A 15,822-nucleotide genomic window follows, 5' to 3' on the forward strand; every position below is an offset into this window, starting at 1 on the left:
CGGCTCAGACCGCCCACGAGATGGTCGGCTCCGCGTCCGCCTCCGGCGGCTGGAGCGCCCGCGGGCCCGGGGCCGCACCGACCTCGCGCGCGGGGGCGTCCTCCGTGAACTCCCCGTCCGCCGGCGGCCCGTCCGCGTACGGGCGGCGGCCGCCGCGGCCCTCGCCCAGCACCTGCCAGCCGCCGCCGGTGAGCGTGATGTACGCGCCGCAGCGCAGCCCGTGCAGCGTGCAGGCGTCCCGCAGCCCCCACATCCACGCGCCGTCCTCCTCCGTCCAGCCGGCGTCCCCGGTGCGGCAGTACAGCAGCACCGCCGTACGGACCGGGAAGCGGCGGCGCAGGTCGTGCGGGATGATCCGGCGGAGCCGGGCCAGCAGCGCGTTGCGGAGGTCCCAGCCGTCCGGTGCGACCTCGGGCCGGCCGGCCCCGCTGCGCGCGAGCGACGCGCTCGCGCGCAGCCGCTCGTCGGGGTCGAGCACGGCGATCACCGCCGTCTGCGGCGCGGGCCGGTGGCGGGCGTGCAGACCGGTGACGATCTCGCGGGGGTTACGCAGAAGCGGGATGCCGGCCGCCGCCCACTCGGCAGGTTCGAGGATGCGGCCGGACGGGCCGGTGTCGCCGGTGGCGGGGCCGAAGACCAAGGGCCCTCCCTGGGGCTGCGGGCGTACGGAACGCACGGCGGGGGCGAACGGGCGTGGGCGCGCAGCGTCGAGCAGCCCGGGGGACCGGGCCGGCGCTGGGAGCGAACCTCAATTCTCCCCGCCGAACTGGCCTGCGGCAATGCGGCATTGTCGACAGGTCTCTCTTCTCCGGTCGCCGGCCCGCTGCGGCACGGGCCGCTTCCGGGCCCCACGACGGCCGTTGCCTGGGCCCTTTCCGGCCGTCGGCGGGCCGGTGCCCGACCGCTGTCCAACCGCTGACCAACTGCATATCAGCAGCGATCACCGTGCGTGAGGTGGCTGACTGTCGGTGCCATCGGGTTGCATGGGGGCATGGACGATCAGGAGCTGCGCGCCGAAGCCGACGCCGTTCTCGCCGGGCTCGTCGGCGACCCCGGGGGCCCGGCCCGGCTGCGGGAGGACCAGTGGCAGGCCGTGGACGCCCTCGTGCGCGAGCGCCGCCGGGCGCTGGTGGTGCAGCGCACGGGCTGGGGCAAGTCGGCGGTGTACTTCGTCGCCACCGCGCTGCTGCGCCGCCGCGGCGCGGGCCCCACCGTGATCGTGTCGCCGCTGCTGGCGCTCATGCGCAACCAGGTCGAGGCCGCGGCGCGGGCCGGCATCCGGGCCCGTACGATCAACTCGGCCAACCCCGAGGAGTGGGGCGCCATCCACGAGGAGGTCGAGCGCGGGGAGACCGACGTGCTCCTCGTCAGCCCCGAGCGGCTGAACTCCGTGGACTTCCGCGACCGGCTGCTGCCCGAACTGGCCGCCACGACCGGCCTCCTCGTCGTCGACGAGGCGCACTGCATCTCCGACTGGGGCCACGACTTCCGCCCCGACTACCGGCGGCTGCGCGCCATGCTCGCCGACCTGCCCCAAGGTGTGCCCGTGCTGGCGACCACCGCGACGGCGAACGCGCGCGTGACCGCCGACGTCGCCGAGCAGCTCGGCACCGGCGGCGGCGAGGCCCTGGTGCTGCGCGGCCCGCTGGACCGGGAGAGCCTGCGGCTCGGCGTGGTCCGGCTGCCCGACGCGGCGCACCGCCTCGCCTGGCTCGCCGAGCACCTGGGCGAGCTGCCGGGATCCGGGATCGTCTACGCGCTGACCGTCGCCGCCGCCGAGGAGGCCGCGGCCTTCCTGCGGCAGCGCGGTTTCCCCGTGGCCTCGTACACGGGGCGCACGGAGAACGCCGACCGGCTGCAGGCCGAGGAGGACCTGCTGGCGAACCGGGTCAAGGCGCTGGTCGCGACGTCCGCGCTGGGCATGGGGTTCGACAAGCCGGACCTCGGCTTCGTCGTCCATCTCGGCTCGCCGTCCTCGCCGATCGCGTACTACCAGCAGGTGGGCCGCGCCGGCCGCGGGGTCGACCACGCCGACGTACTGCTGCTGCCGGGCCGGGAGGACGAGGCCATCTGGCGCTACTTCGCCGACACCGCCTTCCCGCCCGAAGCGCAGGTCCGCCAGACCCTCGCCGCGCTCGCGGACGCCGGCCGCCCGCTGTCCGTCCCGGCCCTGGAGGCGGCCGTCGACCTCAGGCGTACACGGCTGGAGACGATGCTGAAGGTGCTCGACGTCGACGGGGCGGTCCGGCGGGTGAAGGGCGGCTGGACGGCCACCGGCCGCGCATGGGAGTACGACACCGAGCGGTACGCGTGGGTGGCGCGGCAGCGCGCCGCCGAACAGCAGGCCATGCGGGACTACGTGAGCACGCCGGGCTGCCGGATGGAGTTCCTGCGCGCGCAGTTGGACGACGAGGGGGCGGAGCCGTGCGGGCGCTGCGACAACTGCGCGGGCCCGTGGATCGACGCGGGCGTCTCGGCGGAGGCGCTGACGGGCGCCGAGAAGGAGCTGGACCGGCCGGGGACCGAGATCGAGCCGCGCCGGATGTGGCCGACCGGCATGGCAGCGCTGGGCATCGACCTCAAGGGCCGTATCCCGGCGGGTGAGCAGGGTGCCACCGGGCGGGCGCTGGGACGCCTCTCCGACATCGGCTGGGGCAACAGGCTGCGGCCGCTGCTCGCGCCGCACACCCCCGACGCACCCGTGCCGGACGACGTGCTGCGCGCCGCGGTCGGCGTGCTCGCCGACTGGGCGCGCTCCCCGGGCGGCTGGGCGGCGGGCGGGCCGGACGCCCCGGCGCGGCCGGTGGGCGTCGTCGCCGTGCCGTCCACGTCCCGGCCGCTGCTGGTCGACTCGCTCGCCCGGGGCATCGCCACCGTCGGGCGGCTGCCGTACCTCGGCACGCTGGCGTACGCGGACCCGGACGGCGGCCACGCCGTGCGCCGCAGCAACTCGGCGCAGCGGCTCGCCACCCTCACCGGCACCTTCACCGTCTCCGGCGACCTCGCCGCCGCCCTGGCCGGCAACCCGGGCCCGGTGCTGCTCGTCGACGACTACACGGATTCCGGCTGGACCCTCGCCGTCGCGGCCCGGCTGCTGCGGCGGGCGGGCGCCGAGGCGGTGCTGCCGCTGGTCCTCGCGGCGAGCGGCTGAGCCGAAGCGGGGCCCGGAGGGGGCGCGGGCCGGAGGTGCGAGGCGGCGGCCGCACCGCGCCGGCCGTGCGGCTGGCTACGGCTTGCGCAGAAGGTAGACGAAGTAGCCGAGGTGGTCGCGGACGAAGGTGCGGAACAACGGGATCGACGCATCCATCGCCGCGGTCGTCTCCAGCCCGTAGCGCTCCCGGATCTCGTCGTGGTGGTCCCGGTAGAGAACGGTCATGACCTCGGCGTTCATGATGACGTCATGGGTCTGGTTCTCCAGCCGCTCGAGCTCGAAGCCCGCCTCGTACGCCAGCCGCACCCCCTCCGCCAGCGGCAGCGGCGGCGGCGACGTCCAGACCTGCCGGAAGGTGTCCAACTGCGCGCGCGACGGTTCGCCGCGGCGGGTGAACTCCGTCATCAGGAACCGCCCGCCGCGCGGCAGCACACGCCACGCCTGGCGCAGTCCGCGCAGCCGGTCGGCGATGTGGGCGAAGGAGTCGATGGCCCAGGCGGCGTCGAACGAGGCGTCCTCGTAGGGGAGTTCCAGCGCGTCGTTGAGGGCGAACGTCACGCGGTCCGCGAGCGACGCGGCCGCGGCCCGCTCCCGGGAGCGGGCGACCTGCGTCTCGCTGACGGTGATCCCCGTGACCCGCGCCCCGGTGCGCTCCGCGAGCCGCACGGCGGGACCGCCCGTGCCGCTGCCGATGTCGAGCACGTGGTCGGTCTCACCGGGCGCCAGGGCGTCGATGTAGTAGTCGGTCTGCCGGTTCATCGCCTGGTCGGCCAGCTTCCCGAGCGAGGTCGCGGGCGGGCCCGCGCCGTCCGCCGACCACCGGCCGACATGGATGGCGGCGGTGCCCTGCGTCAGGTCGTACAGCGGGCCGAACCGGTCGTACGCGGAACCGACCTCCTCGGGCGACGGGGGAGCGAGGCCGCTGTCGTGCGCGTCGGTTGCCATGGCGCGTTGCCCCTTCGTGTCGGCGTACGTCGCCTTCCTCGCGTCACCGTAGAGGCCCGCCGGACCCAGGAGCCCGAACCGAACCGGCCAACCCCCGGGTTGGCCGGATTCCCCAGGTCCGGGAGGGTGATGGCATGGCCCTGCCAGGGGTTATCCACAGGGGTCGCGGATCCCGCGGAGACACGAAACCCTCAAGCCATGACAACGCACAACGAAACGCAGGTCGTGCTCCGCAGCCCCGCCGAGCTGGCGGACGCCCTGCCGTACCTGATGGGCTTCCACCCGGACGACAGCGTCGTCCTCGCCGCGCTGCACGGCGAGCACGGACGGTTCGGCGGCCGGCTGCGGCTCGGCATTCCGCCGGACCGGGACGGCTGGCCGGACGTGGCCGCGCAGCTCGCGGAGTGCCTCATCGAAGGCAGCGCGAAGCGGGGCGGCAAGCCGGACGGCATCGTCGTCTTCCTCTGCCAGGACCCCGGAGCGGGCGAGCAGCCGCGCGAGGTCATGGAGCGGCTCCGCTCGCTCGCCCAGCGGCTCCGCGTGGCCTGCGGACGGCTGGAGGTGCCGGTCGTCGAGGCGTTGTGCATCTCCGCCGGGCGCTACTGGTCCTACCTCTGCCCGGACGAGCGCTGCTGCCCGCCGGAAGGCACGGAGCTCGTCCCGCCCGGCAGTTCCGCCATGGCCGCCGCCGCGGCCTACGCGGGCCTGCGGCGCCCCGGATCGCTGCGCGCGCTGGAGGACAGGATCGCGCCCCGCCACCCGGACGCCGACCGGCAGACGCGGGCGCTCGACGCGGCCGGTGGCTCGCTCGTGCCGCGGATCCTGGAGCACGCCGGCCGCGAGACCGTGCGCGCCGAGACCCTGGCGCTGACGGACCGGCTGATCGCCCGGCTCACCGGTGCTCCGCCGCCCGCGGGGGAGGCGGCGGCGGACACCGACGAGCGGGACGACAGGCTGCTCACCGACGACGAGTGCGCGGCCCTCATCGTCGGTCTCCAGGACCGGCTCACCCGCGACCGCGCCGCCGAGCGGATGGAGGGCGAGGAAGGGGCGGGCGCGCTGCGGCTGTGGCGGGCGCTGTCCCGCCGCTGCGTCGGAGCGTATGTGGAGCACGCCGCGGCGCCGTTGACCCTCGCCGGCTGGGTGGCGTGGTCGAGCGGCGACGAGGCGGCTGCCCGCGTCGCCCTCGGCTGCGCCCTGGCGTCCGACCCGGAATACCTGTTCGCCCGGCTGCTCCACCAGGCGATCAACGAGGGCCTGGACCCGGAGCCGTTGCGGCGCTCCCTGCGCCGCCAGCGCCGCGCCCAGGAGGCCGCCTCGCCGGCGCCCGCGGAGCCCCGCTCCCAGCCGCCCGCGGCGGCGTCCCGGTCGCGGTCGCGGCCGCTCTGCCTGCCGCCTGCCCAGCCGTCGAGCCGCGGCTCCCGCCGCCCGCCCGGCCGCCGCACGGCGCGCCGCACCGCCCGGCGCCGCGACGTGCGGAGCAAGGAGCAGCGATGACGGCATGAGAGAGCGGTGCGGGGCGGCCGGAGTGCCGTCGGCGTGACCTGGAGGGGCCCGCGGGCGTTCTCACGGCGGCGGCCGGTCGCCGCCTCGTCCGTCCACGGCTTCCCGAGAGGACTGCCGCGTGTCTCCCAGCCTTCACCCCCCGCGCCAGCGGCCACCCGTGCCCGGCCCCGCGCACGACGCGCTCGTCTGCGTCGCCATGCCGGCGTTCGCCGTCTCCGCCCGCCACGGCCAGCTCGACGGCAACGGACTCGAAGGGTTCTACCGGGCGGGGCGCCGGCTGGTCGGACGGCTGCGGCTGCGGGTGGGCGGCGTCGAGCCCATGCCGGTGCAGGGGCGCCGCGCGGGCGCGGACCGGGTGCGCTTCGTGGGCACGGTGCGCACCGGCGCCGAGTCGGGACCGGACCCCGCCGTGGTCGTGGAGCGGGTGCGGCACGCCGCCGGCGTCGAGCGGATCACGCTGCACAGCAGCGCCACCCGCGTGCTGCGCCTGACGCTGGAGGCCGAGCTGGGCACGGACCTCGCCGAGCTGAGCGCGGTCGCCGCCGGGCACGACCGCCGCGAAGTCCCGGCCAGCGTCCACGAGTCGGGCCTGCGCTGGCGCCCGCTCCCGGCCCTCGCGGGCCCCGGCCGCGAGCCGGACGCCGCACCCGCGGACGCCGGGGGAGCAGGACCACGCGCCACCGACCCGGCGCGGACCGGCACCGTGCCCGGCGGTGGCGCACCCGCCGCGGGTGGCCACGGCGGCGCCGAGACGCCCGGCGGCGGCGGTGTGCGCGGCAGTGCGGCGCGCGGAGACGGAGCGAGCGGCGGTGCGGCGCACGGGAGCGGCGGGCGCGGGGCCACGGCCCTGCCCGGCGGCGGGGCGCGGAGCGCCGAGGGAAGCGGCGGAGGGGGAGGGGTGGGGGTGGGGCCCCCGGGGTGGGGGCCCTGGTGACGGCGGAGCCGCCGCCCGACGACGTGATCGCCGCGGCCGGGTTGCTGCGGTGGCGACTGGAGTTGGCGCCGGGCGGGTCCCGGACGCTGGAGCTGCGGATCGGTACGGATCAGGCGGGCCCGCGGGAGCTGCCGCCGGTGCCGTGGGCCCCGGCCGCCGCCGCGGCGGGCGACGATCCGGGGGTCGCCCCGTTGCTGGACACCGCGCTCGACGACCTGCGGACCCTGCTGCTCCGCGATCCCGCCGAGCCGGCCGACGTGCACCTCGTCGCCGGGGTGCCGTGGCGCTGCGCGCTGGCTCCCGCGGACGCGCTCTGGGCCGCCCGCATGCTCCTGCCGCTGGGTACGCGCCTGGCCGCCGGGACCCTGCGCGCCGTCGCCCGCACCTGGCCCGCGGCCCCCGCAGCCGGGGCTCCGGAGCCGGCGCGGCTGCCCGGCACCCTCCGGGACTCGGGGCCGCATCTGCCCCCGGCCGCCACCGGCGTCGAGGCCACCCTTCTCTTTCCCGCCGTGCTCGCCGAGGCGCGCCGCTGGGGACTGCCGGAGCGCGATCTCGACGGGCTCCTGCCCGCCGCCGAGCGCTGCCTCGCGTGGCTGCGCGCCGCCGCGGACGACCGCGGCTTCGTCCCCGACCCCGCTCCCGGCGGCCCGTACCGCTGCGAGACCCAGGCCCACGCCCACCGCGCCGCCCTCCTCGGCGCCGAACTCCTCGACGTCTGCGGCCGTCCCGGCGCCGCCGAGTGGCGCGAGTGGGCCGCGGCCCTGCGCGAGCGGTTCCGTGCCGGCTTCTGGACCGAGGACGTCGCGGGTGGCAGGCCCGCGGCGGCCCTCGCCCCCGACGGCCGTCCGCTCACCCACCTCGGCAGTCCCGCCGCCCACCTCCTGCCGACCGCGGCCGACGCCCTCGTCCGCGCACAAGCCAACGGCGACGCCGGCCCCGCCGCCGCCCCGCCCGCCTCAGCCGACGGCGGCAGCCTCCCTGCCGCCGACAGCACACCCGGCCTTCTCGACAAGGCCCAGACCGGTCAGCTCGCCCGTCTCCTCGGCGGCCCCGCCCTCGACTCCGGCTGGGGCCTGCGCAGCCTCGGCGCCGCCGAGCCCGGCTTCAACCCCTTCGGCCACCGCGCCGGCGCCGTGCACGTCCACGAGACCGCCGTCGCCGTCGCCGGCCTCTTCACCGCCGGATACGACAAGGAGGCCGGCGCCCTCCTCCGCGGACTCCTCGGCGCCGCGGGCCACTTCGGCCACCACCTCCCCGAGATGTACGCGGGCGACCAGCGCACCGCGGGCGGCGCCCCGCTCCCGCACCCGGCCGCCTGCCGCCCGTCCGCCGTCGCGGCCGCCGCCGCGGTGCACGTCCTCACCGCACTCACCGGCATCGCCCCCGACGTCCCCGCCGGTACCGTCGCCGCCCGTCCGCCGGCCACGGCCCCGCTGGGCGCGGTGCAGCTCACGGGCTGGCGGCTGGCCGGCGAGCCGTTCGCCGTACGGGTCAGCCGCCTCGGCCTCGCCGTCGTCGAAGAGGCCGCCCCCGGCCTCCAACTCGGCTCCTGAACCGCCGCCCCGCCCGTCCGGCCCGTCTCCCGGGAAGTCCTGATTATCGTCAGGCAGACGACTAAGATCCCCGCCATGCCCCCCTACGAGCCGACCGCCTACCCGCCGTTCGCCGTGACCGTCGACCTGGTCGTGCTCACCGTGCGCCGGCACGCGCTGAGCGCCCTGATCGTCCGCCGCGGTGAGGCCCCCTTTCAGGGCCGGTGGGCGCTGCCCGGCGGTTTCGTGCGCGAGGAGGAGGACCTGACGGAGGCGGCGGCGCGTGAACTCGCGGAGGAGACCGGCCTGCACGCGCACGGCCCGGTGGAGGAGGACGCCCCCGCGCACGCCGCGCACCTCGAACAGCTCGCCACCTACGGCGATCCGAAGCGTGACCCGCGGATGCGCGTGGTGAGCGTCGCCCACCTCGTGCTGGCGCCGGACCTTCCCGCGCCGCGCCCCGGCGGCGACGTCGGCGGCGCCCGGTGGGCGCCGGTCGCGACCCTCGTCGGCCCGGCCGACGAGGACGGGGAGCAGCCGCCGCTGGCCTTCGACCACCGCCGGATCCTGGCCGACGGGGTGGAGCGGGCCCGGTCGAAGATCGAGTATTCGTCGCTGGCCACGGCCTTCTGTCCGCCGGAGTTCACGGTCGGGGAGCTGCGCCGGGTCTACGAGGCGGTGTGGGGCGTCGCGCTGGACCCGCGCAACTTCCACCGCAAGGTCACCGGCACCCCCGGTTTCCTGCTCCCCACCGGCGGCACGACCACCCGCCAGGGCGGCCGTCCCGCGCAGCTCTTCCAGGCCGGCGGCGCCACGATCCTCAACCCCCCGATGCTGCGCCCCGAGGTCTGAGGACCACCGGGCCGCACGGCCCCTTCCTTACCGCGCGCCCGCGCGGCCCGCTCCGGCAAGGCCCCGGCGGCACGCCCCGGACGGCCCCCGGTGACCCGTCCCGAGCCGACGGCCTCCGGACTACGCCCTTCCGGACATACGAGTCGTACGAGCACACATCCGCGACGCCGCACCGCGCCCCGGGGTGAAATCCCGGTCCCGGCGCACCTCCTGCGCGATCATCCTTATATGTCGGATATCAACCGATTTAGGGAGGCGTGGTGATCCAGGCCATCGGACTCACGAGCAGGCCCCGCGGCGGCCGCCCGCCTGCCGTGCGCGACCTCACGTTCGAGGCCGAGGAAGGCACCGTCACCGCGCTGCTCGGCGAGCCCGGCGCCGGCAAGACCGCCGCGCTCCGTCTCATGCTCCAGTTGGACAGCGGCCGCGGCATCGCGCTGTACGACGGCCGCCCGCTGAGCCGGCTCCCCGCCCCCGCCCGCGAGGTCGGCGCCGTGCTCGGCGACGTCGCGGGACACCCCGCCCGCACCGTGCTCAGCCACCTGCGGATGCTCGCCGCCGCCGTCGGCGTCCCCGCGGCCCGCGCCGACGCCCTGCTCACCCACGTCGGCCTCGACGCGCTCGCCGACGACCGGCTCGATGCCCTCTCCCTCAGCATGGACCGCCGCCTCGGCCTCGCCACCGCGCTCCTCGGCCAGCCGCACTCCCTGCTGCTCGACGACCCCGTACGCGATCTGCCGCGCCGCGAGGCGGCGTTCTACTACGCCCTGCTGCGCGAGCTGGCCGCCGCCGGCGTCTGCGTCGTCCTCGCCACCGCCCAGCCGCGCGTCGCCGCCCGCTTCGCCGACCGGGTGCTGACGCTGCGGGCCGGCCGGCTCGTCGCCGACGAGGAGGCCGACGACTTCGCCCGGCTGCGGCTGCGCCCCTGCGTCCTCATCAGGACGCCGCAGTCCGAGCGGTTCGCCAGTTATCTGACGCGGCAGGCGAGCACGCCGGAACGGCGCATCGAGGTGGTACGCCGCGACGGCGGTGCCCTGGCCGTCTACGGCACCGACAGCGCGGCCGTCGGCGAACTCGCCTACCGCAACGGCATCCTGCTCCATCAGCTCACCGACTCCTCCCACGAGTCCGTCCCCACCGCCATCCCGGAACCCGGCGCGCCCCAGGCCGCCACCCCCGAAGCCACCGCGCCCGCGGCCACCCGCACCGCCACCGCCACCCTGGAACCCGGCACCGACACCGACACCGCCGCCGAGCCGCGGGCCGACGGCGACACCCCGCCCGCCGGCACCTTCATCCCCGCCCCCGTCGCGGGCCCGGACGACGCCCCCCTCGCGGGACCGCTGCGCCGCCGCTGGCTCCCCGGCCCGGCCTACCCCCTCCGCTACGAGCTGCGCCGCGCCACCTCCGGCTCCCGGCTGCCCCGCGTCGCCGCCGCCGGCACCCTCGCCGCCTCCATCGCGGGCGCCGCCCTCCTCGCCCACTCCGCGGGCGGCTCCGCCGTCTCCGACGCCCCCGCCGTGCGCATGCTCACCGGCTGGGCGCCGTTCCTCCCGCTGCCGCCCGCCGCGATCGGCGCCGGGCTGCTCGGCGCGCACGCCTTCGGCCAGGAGTTCAGCTTCCCCTCGCTCACCCCGGCCGTCGGCGCCGTGCCGCGCCGCCTCGGTCTGCTCTTCGCCAAGCTCGCCGTGAGCACGGCCGTGGCGCTGCTCCTCTTCGTCGCGGTGCTGCTCGCGGACGCGACGGCGCTGCTCGTGCTCTTCGGCGACGTCGTGGACATGCCCGCGGACGGCGGTCTGCAACTGCTGAGCTGGGCGGGCGTGACCGTGGGCTGCGCCTGGACCGGGGTGCTCGCCGCGGGGCTGTTCACGTCGGCGTCCCTGGGCCTGGCCGCCGTGCTCACCGTGCCCGTCGCCGTCGCCCCCGGCATCCACGCGCTCGCCGGCACGGGCGCCGTACGCCGCCTCGGAGAACTCCCGGTGCAGCTCATGCGCGTACTGCACATCCCGCGGCCCGGCGGCGGACCGGACCTCGGCGGCGTGTTCGGCGTGCCCGCCCAACCCTTCGGGCACGCGCTGGTGTTGTCGCTCGGCGCCCTCCTCGGGGCGTACGTCCTCACCGCGGGCCGGGCCCGGTCCCTGGGGCGCGCGCTGGAGCGGAGCGGGTGTCCGAGTTTCGTACGGAGGGTTTTCAACTCGCCTGGTGAATAGCCGGTTTCCCACCGGTTTGAGGTCGCCGCGGCGTCAATGGAGGGGCGCTGGGCGATCACCCTTTCGTGTGCTTTTCACCAAAGCCCTCAAGGCGGCCGGGACGCCCGCCGACAAAGGTTTCGTGAGTACCCTTGCGCAGACCATGATGACGGCCCGTTCCTCCGAGTCCGGCTTCGCCGGCCACGGGGATCTGGACCGCTACCCGTATCCCGACGGCCCCGCGGCCACCCCCGCCGCGCCCGTCCCCCCCGCCGCCGCCCCCGGCCCCGCCGCGCCGCCCGCCGCCCCGCCCGCGCCACCCGCGTGGGACGCCGGGGAGCCGGAGATCGGCCGCGTCGGCCGCCGCGCGGCGACCAGCCGGGGCCGCGGCCTCCACGGCCAACTCGTCCAGCAGCTCGGCCAGATGATCGTCTCGGGCGATCTGGGCGCCGACCGCCCGCTCGTGCCCGAGGAGATCGGGCAGCGCTTCGAGGTCTCCCGCACCGTGGTGCGCGAGTCCCTGCGCGTGCTGGAGGCCAAGGGCCTCGTCAGCGCCCGCCCCAACGTCGGCACCCGGGTCCGCCCGGTGAGCGACTGGAACCTGCTCGACCCGGACATCATCGAGTGGCGGGCCTTCGGCCCGCAGCGCGAGGACCAGCGCCGGGAGCTGTGCGAGCTGCGCTGGACGATCGAGCCGCTGGCCGCCAGGCTCGCGGCGGGCCACGGCCGCGGCGCCGTCCAGCAGCGGCTCACGGACATGGCCGAGATCATGAGCCACGCGCTGGTGCAGGGCGACACGGTCACGTTCGCCCGCGCCGACGCCGAGTTCCACGGTCTGGTCCTGCAGGTCGCGGGGAACCGGATGCTGGAGCACCTGGCCGGCGTGGTCACCGCGGCGCTCCAGGTCTCCGGCGGCCCCGCCGGCGGCTGCGACCGCCCGAGCGAGCAGTCCGTCACCCACCACGTGCACATCGTGGAGGCGCTGGGCAGCGGCGACGGCGCCGCGGCCGAGTCGGCGATGCGGCAGTTGCTGGGTGTGCACACCGAGATCGGCGCGGGCGACCGCGTCGTGCCGGCGCCGCGCGAGCACTGACGGCGGGGTACGGGCGCGAGGTCCCGGCCCCGCGCCCCCGGCGGTACGCGCACCGGCACCGCCGCCGGCCCCCGCCGGGGACGGCGGCGCCGCGCTCCGGCAGGACCGGCCCACCGCCTTACGGCCCGCGACACCCGGGCCGGGTCCGGGCCGCGCCGCCCGGCCGCGGGCGCGTGCCCCCGGGACACCCCACACCGCGGGGCGGCCCGGCAGATCCCCGGACACCCTCCGGACGACCCGTCCGGGCAGCCGCCCGGGCACGTACCGTGACGCCCGCACCCCGGCCCGTACGAGCCCCCGAAGGCCCCCGGAGGCCGCCCGGCCACGACCCGGGCACCACCCGGGCACCCGCAGCACCCACTCTCCGGAGACCCCGGAACGCCGCCGGACCGCCCGCCCGTGCACCCACCCGGCCGTACCCGGCCCGACCAGCCCCGCGCGCCCCGCGCCCCCCGGCGCACAACCGCCGGACGGCGGGCGCACGCCGCGCTCCGCCCGGGCGTCCGCACGCCCTCCGGGCGCCCGGAGGGGCGGGCGCCAGCCGGGCGGCTTTCGTGCCGCCGCGCCGGTGGCGGTAGATTGTGACCTGGGCCACGTGGATTGGGCGTAACGCTGTGCGGGAAGGCGCGATGACCTAAGAGGTGGTGGCGCACGTATCGCGGTTCCGCCTCTACGCCGGTGGTCCATCCCCGCCACCGGTCGTTCCCATCGTTTCGAGAGGTTGTTCGTGTCGGCCAGCACATCCCGTACGCTCCCGCCGGAGATCGCCGAAGCTGAGTCCGTGATGGCACTCATCGAGCGGGGGAAGGCCGAAGGGCAGATCGCCGGTGATGACGTGCGTCGTGCCTTCGAGGTTGACCAGATTCCGCCCACCCAGTGGAAGAGCGTCCTGCGCAGCCTCAATCAGATCCTCGAAGAGGAGGGTGTGACACTGATGGTCAGTGCCGCAGAGGCGCCCAAGCGCACCCGCAAGAGCGTGCCGGCGAAGACCCCGGCGAAACGGACCGCCACCAAGGCGGTCGCCAAGCAAGCCGTCCCCGCCAAGACCGCGACGAAGAAGCCGACGGCCACGGCCACGGCGCACGCGGTCCAGGAGGCCCCCATGGACGATCCGGTGCCCGCGGGCCTGGGCGACCCGGCGGACGAGCCGGAGAAGAAGGCCGCCGCCAAGAAGACCACCGCCAAGAAGGCGGCCGCCAAGAAGACCGCGGCGAAGAAGGCCCCGGCCAAGAAGGCGGCCGGCAAGAAGGGCGCGGCCAAGGACGGCGAGTCCGGTGCCGAGGGCCCGGACGACGGCTCCCTGGAGAAGGAGGAGCCGCCCGCCGAGGCCGAGGCGGAGGGCTTCGTGCTCTCCGACGAGGACGAGGACGACGCCCCCGCGCAGCAGGTCGCCGCGGCCGGCGCCACCGCCGACCCGGTCAAGGACTACCTGAAGCAGATCGGCAAGGTCCCCCTCCTCAACGCCGAGCAGGAGGTGGAGCTCGCCAAGCGGATCGAGGCCGGCCTCTTCGCCGAGGACAAGCTCGCCGCCGCCGACAAGCTGGCGCCCAAGCTCCGCCGCGAGCTGGAGATCATCGCCGAGGACGGCCGCCGCGCGAAGAACCACCTGCTGGAGGCCAACCTCCGCCTCGTGGTCTCGCTCGCCAAGCGCTACACGGGCCGCGGCATGCTCTTCCTGGACCTCATCCAGGAGGGCAACCTCGGTCTGATCCGCGCCGTCGAGAAGTTCGACTACACCAAGGGCTACAAGTTCTCCACGTACGCCACCTGGTGGATCCGGCAGGCGATCACCCGCGCGATGGCCGACCAGGCCCGTACGATCCGCATCCCGGTGCACATGGTCGAGGTCATCAACAAGCTGGCCCGCGTGCAGCGCCAGATGCTCCAGGACCTGGGCCGCGAGCCCACCCCGGAGGAGCTGGCCAAGGAGCTGGACATGACCCCGGAGAAGGTCATCGAGGTCCAGAAGTACGGCCGCGAGCCCATCTCCCTGCACACCCCGCTCGGCGAGGACGGCGACAGCGAGTTCGGCGACCTGATCGAGGACTCCGAGGCGGTCGTGCCGGCCGACGCGGTCAGCTTCACCCTGCTGCAGGAGCAGCTCCACTCCGTCCTCGACACGCTCTCCGAGCGCGAGGCGGGCGTGGTCTCCATGCGTTTCGGCCTCACCGACGGGCAGCCCAAGACCCTGGACGAGATCGGCAAGGTGTACGGCGTCACGCGCGAGCGCATCCGCCAGATCGAGTCCAAGACCATGTCGAAGCTGCGGCACCCGTCGCGCTCCCAGGTGCTGCGCGACTATCTCGACTGAGCCGAGCGGCCTCCGGCGCCCCTGACCTGCCCTGCCGCGGGTCGGGGGCGTTTCTTCGCCGGTGGTGCGGCGCCTGCCGCCGCTGTCGCGATACGTGCGGAAGACGGTACGAATTCGTGAACTCTCCGGGAATTGACGCCACTTGCCGGGCATGACAATCTCGGATGCTCAGGGAGGACATGACTCATGAGTAGTGCCATGCCGTGGCACGCGGACCATCCTGTGCTGACCGCCTTACGCCGTCGCCGGGAAAAGGGCCATACGCACGACAAGCCCGTGGACGACCTCAAGATCGGGCTTGCCGTCGAGGGGGGCGGCATCCGCGGCGTCGTCTCGGCCGCCATGCTCTGCGCCCTTGAGGATTGCGGGCTCAATCAGGCGTTCGACACCATCTATTCCGCTTCTTCCGGTGCCATCAACAGCGCTTACTTCCTCAACGGCGAGACCTGGTATCCGCTTTCGATCTACTACGACGACCTCGCCACCCGGACGTTCGTCGACTTCCGGCGCGTGCTGCGCGGCCGCATCATGGACCTGGACTACGCGTTCGAGGTCGTGGACAACGTCAAGCCCCTCGGGTACGAGGAGGTCATCGCCTCCCCGACGCGGCTGCACGTCGCCGTCACCCTCGTCGACGACATCCGCACCGAGGCCGTCACCGACTTCACCTCGCGCGCCGACCTGCGGGCCGCCCTCATCGCCAGCGCCTGGCTCCCGGTCGCGCTGCGCGGCACCGCCGACTTCCGCGGCTCCCGGGCCGTCGACGGCGGCGTCCTCACCCCGCACCCGTACAAGCTGGCGCTGGCGGACGGCTGCACGCACGTGCTCTCCCTGAGCACCCGTCCCATCCAGCCGCCCGCGCAGAAGCTGTCCGTCTCGCAGCGCTGGGCCATCCGCCATCTCGACCGCATCCGCGACGGCCTCGGCCGGGGCTACGGCGAGGCCATCGAGCGCTACCGGGACGAGCGCGTCATGCTCCAGCGGCGGATGACGGAGCCGGGTGACGCGCCGTACGTGCTCGACCTCGCGCCCCTGTCGTGGATGCCGCAGGTCAAGCGGCACGAGCTGGATCCGGGACGGATTCTCGGCGGTGCCCGCGGCGGGTACGAGGTGATGTACTGCGCCGTCGAGGGAAAAGACCCGGCGCTGATAAAGAACGGCCGTATTCGTGCCGTACCCCAACTGACCATCGTGACGAAGGACGATGCCAACAACCGGCAGCGCGCGTAATCTCCGCGCGATCATCCGCGCCTTATCCACATCGTCATCCGCGCCGGGCGGGGCAGGCGCCGCGACCCGGGCGGAGAAC

General features: G+C 75.7%; 11 protein-coding genes. 9 read left to right on the top strand and 2 right to left on the bottom strand.

What is annotated here, in order from left to right; translation table 11 throughout:
• Nucleotides 1–4: 4 nt before the first annotated feature.
• On the bottom strand, nt 5–640 hold the full coding sequence (locus tag DMB38_RS28195; RefSeq protein WP_125937499.1) for a hypothetical protein: 636 nt from the start codon (nt 638–640) through the stop codon (nt 5–7).
• 351 nt (nt 641–991) lie between these two features.
• Here DMB38_RS28195 and DMB38_RS28200 point away from each other — a divergent pair, with 351 nt between their 5' ends.
• Nucleotides 992–3,151, top strand: coding sequence for a RecQ family ATP-dependent DNA helicase (locus tag DMB38_RS28200; protein WP_125937500.1), 2,160 nt, complete (start codon nt 992–994; stop codon nt 3,149–3,151).
• 75 nt (nt 3,152–3,226) lie between these two features.
• Here the strand turns inward: DMB38_RS28200 and DMB38_RS28205 are convergent, their stop codons facing one another.
• A complete protein-coding gene (locus DMB38_RS28205; protein ID WP_125937501.1) occupies nt 3,227–4,096 on the bottom strand; it encodes a methyltransferase domain-containing protein in 870 nt (289 codons plus the stop codon).
• A 198-nt stretch (nt 4,097–4,294) separates the two neighbouring features.
• On the opposite strand from DMB38_RS28205, the gene DMB38_RS28210 reads away from it, so the two are divergent.
• The 8 genes from DMB38_RS28210 (at nt 4,295) to DMB38_RS28240 (ending at nt 15,743) form a co-directional block, all read left to right on the top strand.
• Entirely contained in the window at nt 4,295–5,593 is a 1,299-nt protein-coding gene (locus tag DMB38_RS28210) for a DUF4192 domain-containing protein (protein WP_125937502.1), read from the top strand.
• A 127-nt stretch (nt 5,594–5,720) separates the two neighbouring features.
• On the top strand, nt 5,721–6,536 hold the full coding sequence (locus DMB38_RS37720) for a glycogen debranching N-terminal domain-containing protein (protein WP_346429525.1): 816 nt from the start codon (nt 5,721–5,723) through the stop codon (nt 6,534–6,536).
• The gene (locus tag DMB38_RS28215) at nt 6,521–8,089 is read left to right on the top strand and encodes a glycogen debranching protein (protein ID WP_240662509.1); all 1,569 of its coding nucleotides are present in this window, start codon (nt 6,521–6,523) and stop codon (nt 8,087–8,089) included. Before DMB38_RS37720 ends, DMB38_RS28215 begins: the two co-directional genes overlap by 16 nt.
• Before the next feature lie 75 nt (nt 8,090–8,164).
• On the top strand, nt 8,165–8,920 hold the full coding sequence (locus tag DMB38_RS28220) for an NUDIX domain-containing protein (RefSeq protein ID WP_125937503.1): 756 nt from the start codon (nt 8,165–8,167) through the stop codon (nt 8,918–8,920).
• Between the two features lie 260 nt (nt 8,921–9,180).
• Entirely contained in the window at nt 9,181–11,130 is a 1,950-nt protein-coding gene (locus DMB38_RS28225) for an ABC transporter ATP-binding protein (protein WP_125937504.1), read from the top strand.
• Nucleotides 11,131–11,197: 67 nt separating this feature from the next.
• A complete protein-coding gene (locus DMB38_RS28230) occupies nt 11,198–12,202 on the top strand; it encodes a FadR/GntR family transcriptional regulator (protein ID WP_125937505.1) in 1,005 nt (334 codons plus the stop codon).
• 727 nt (nt 12,203–12,929) lie between these two features.
• On the top strand, nt 12,930–14,513 hold the full coding sequence (locus DMB38_RS28235; protein WP_047018476.1) for an RNA polymerase sigma factor: 1,584 nt from the start codon (nt 12,930–12,932) through the stop codon (nt 14,511–14,513).
• Nucleotides 14,514–14,789: 276 nt separating this feature from the next.
• Nucleotides 14,790–15,743, top strand: coding sequence for a patatin-like phospholipase family protein (locus tag DMB38_RS28240; protein ID WP_125937506.1), 954 nt, complete (start codon nt 14,790–14,792; stop codon nt 15,741–15,743).
• Nucleotides 15,744–15,822 lie beyond the last annotated feature (79 nt).

The sequence above is a fragment of the Streptomyces sp. WAC 06738 genome (genome assembly GCF_003945505.1).
GTDB lineage: Bacteria > Actinomycetota > Actinomycetes > Streptomycetales > Streptomycetaceae > Streptomyces.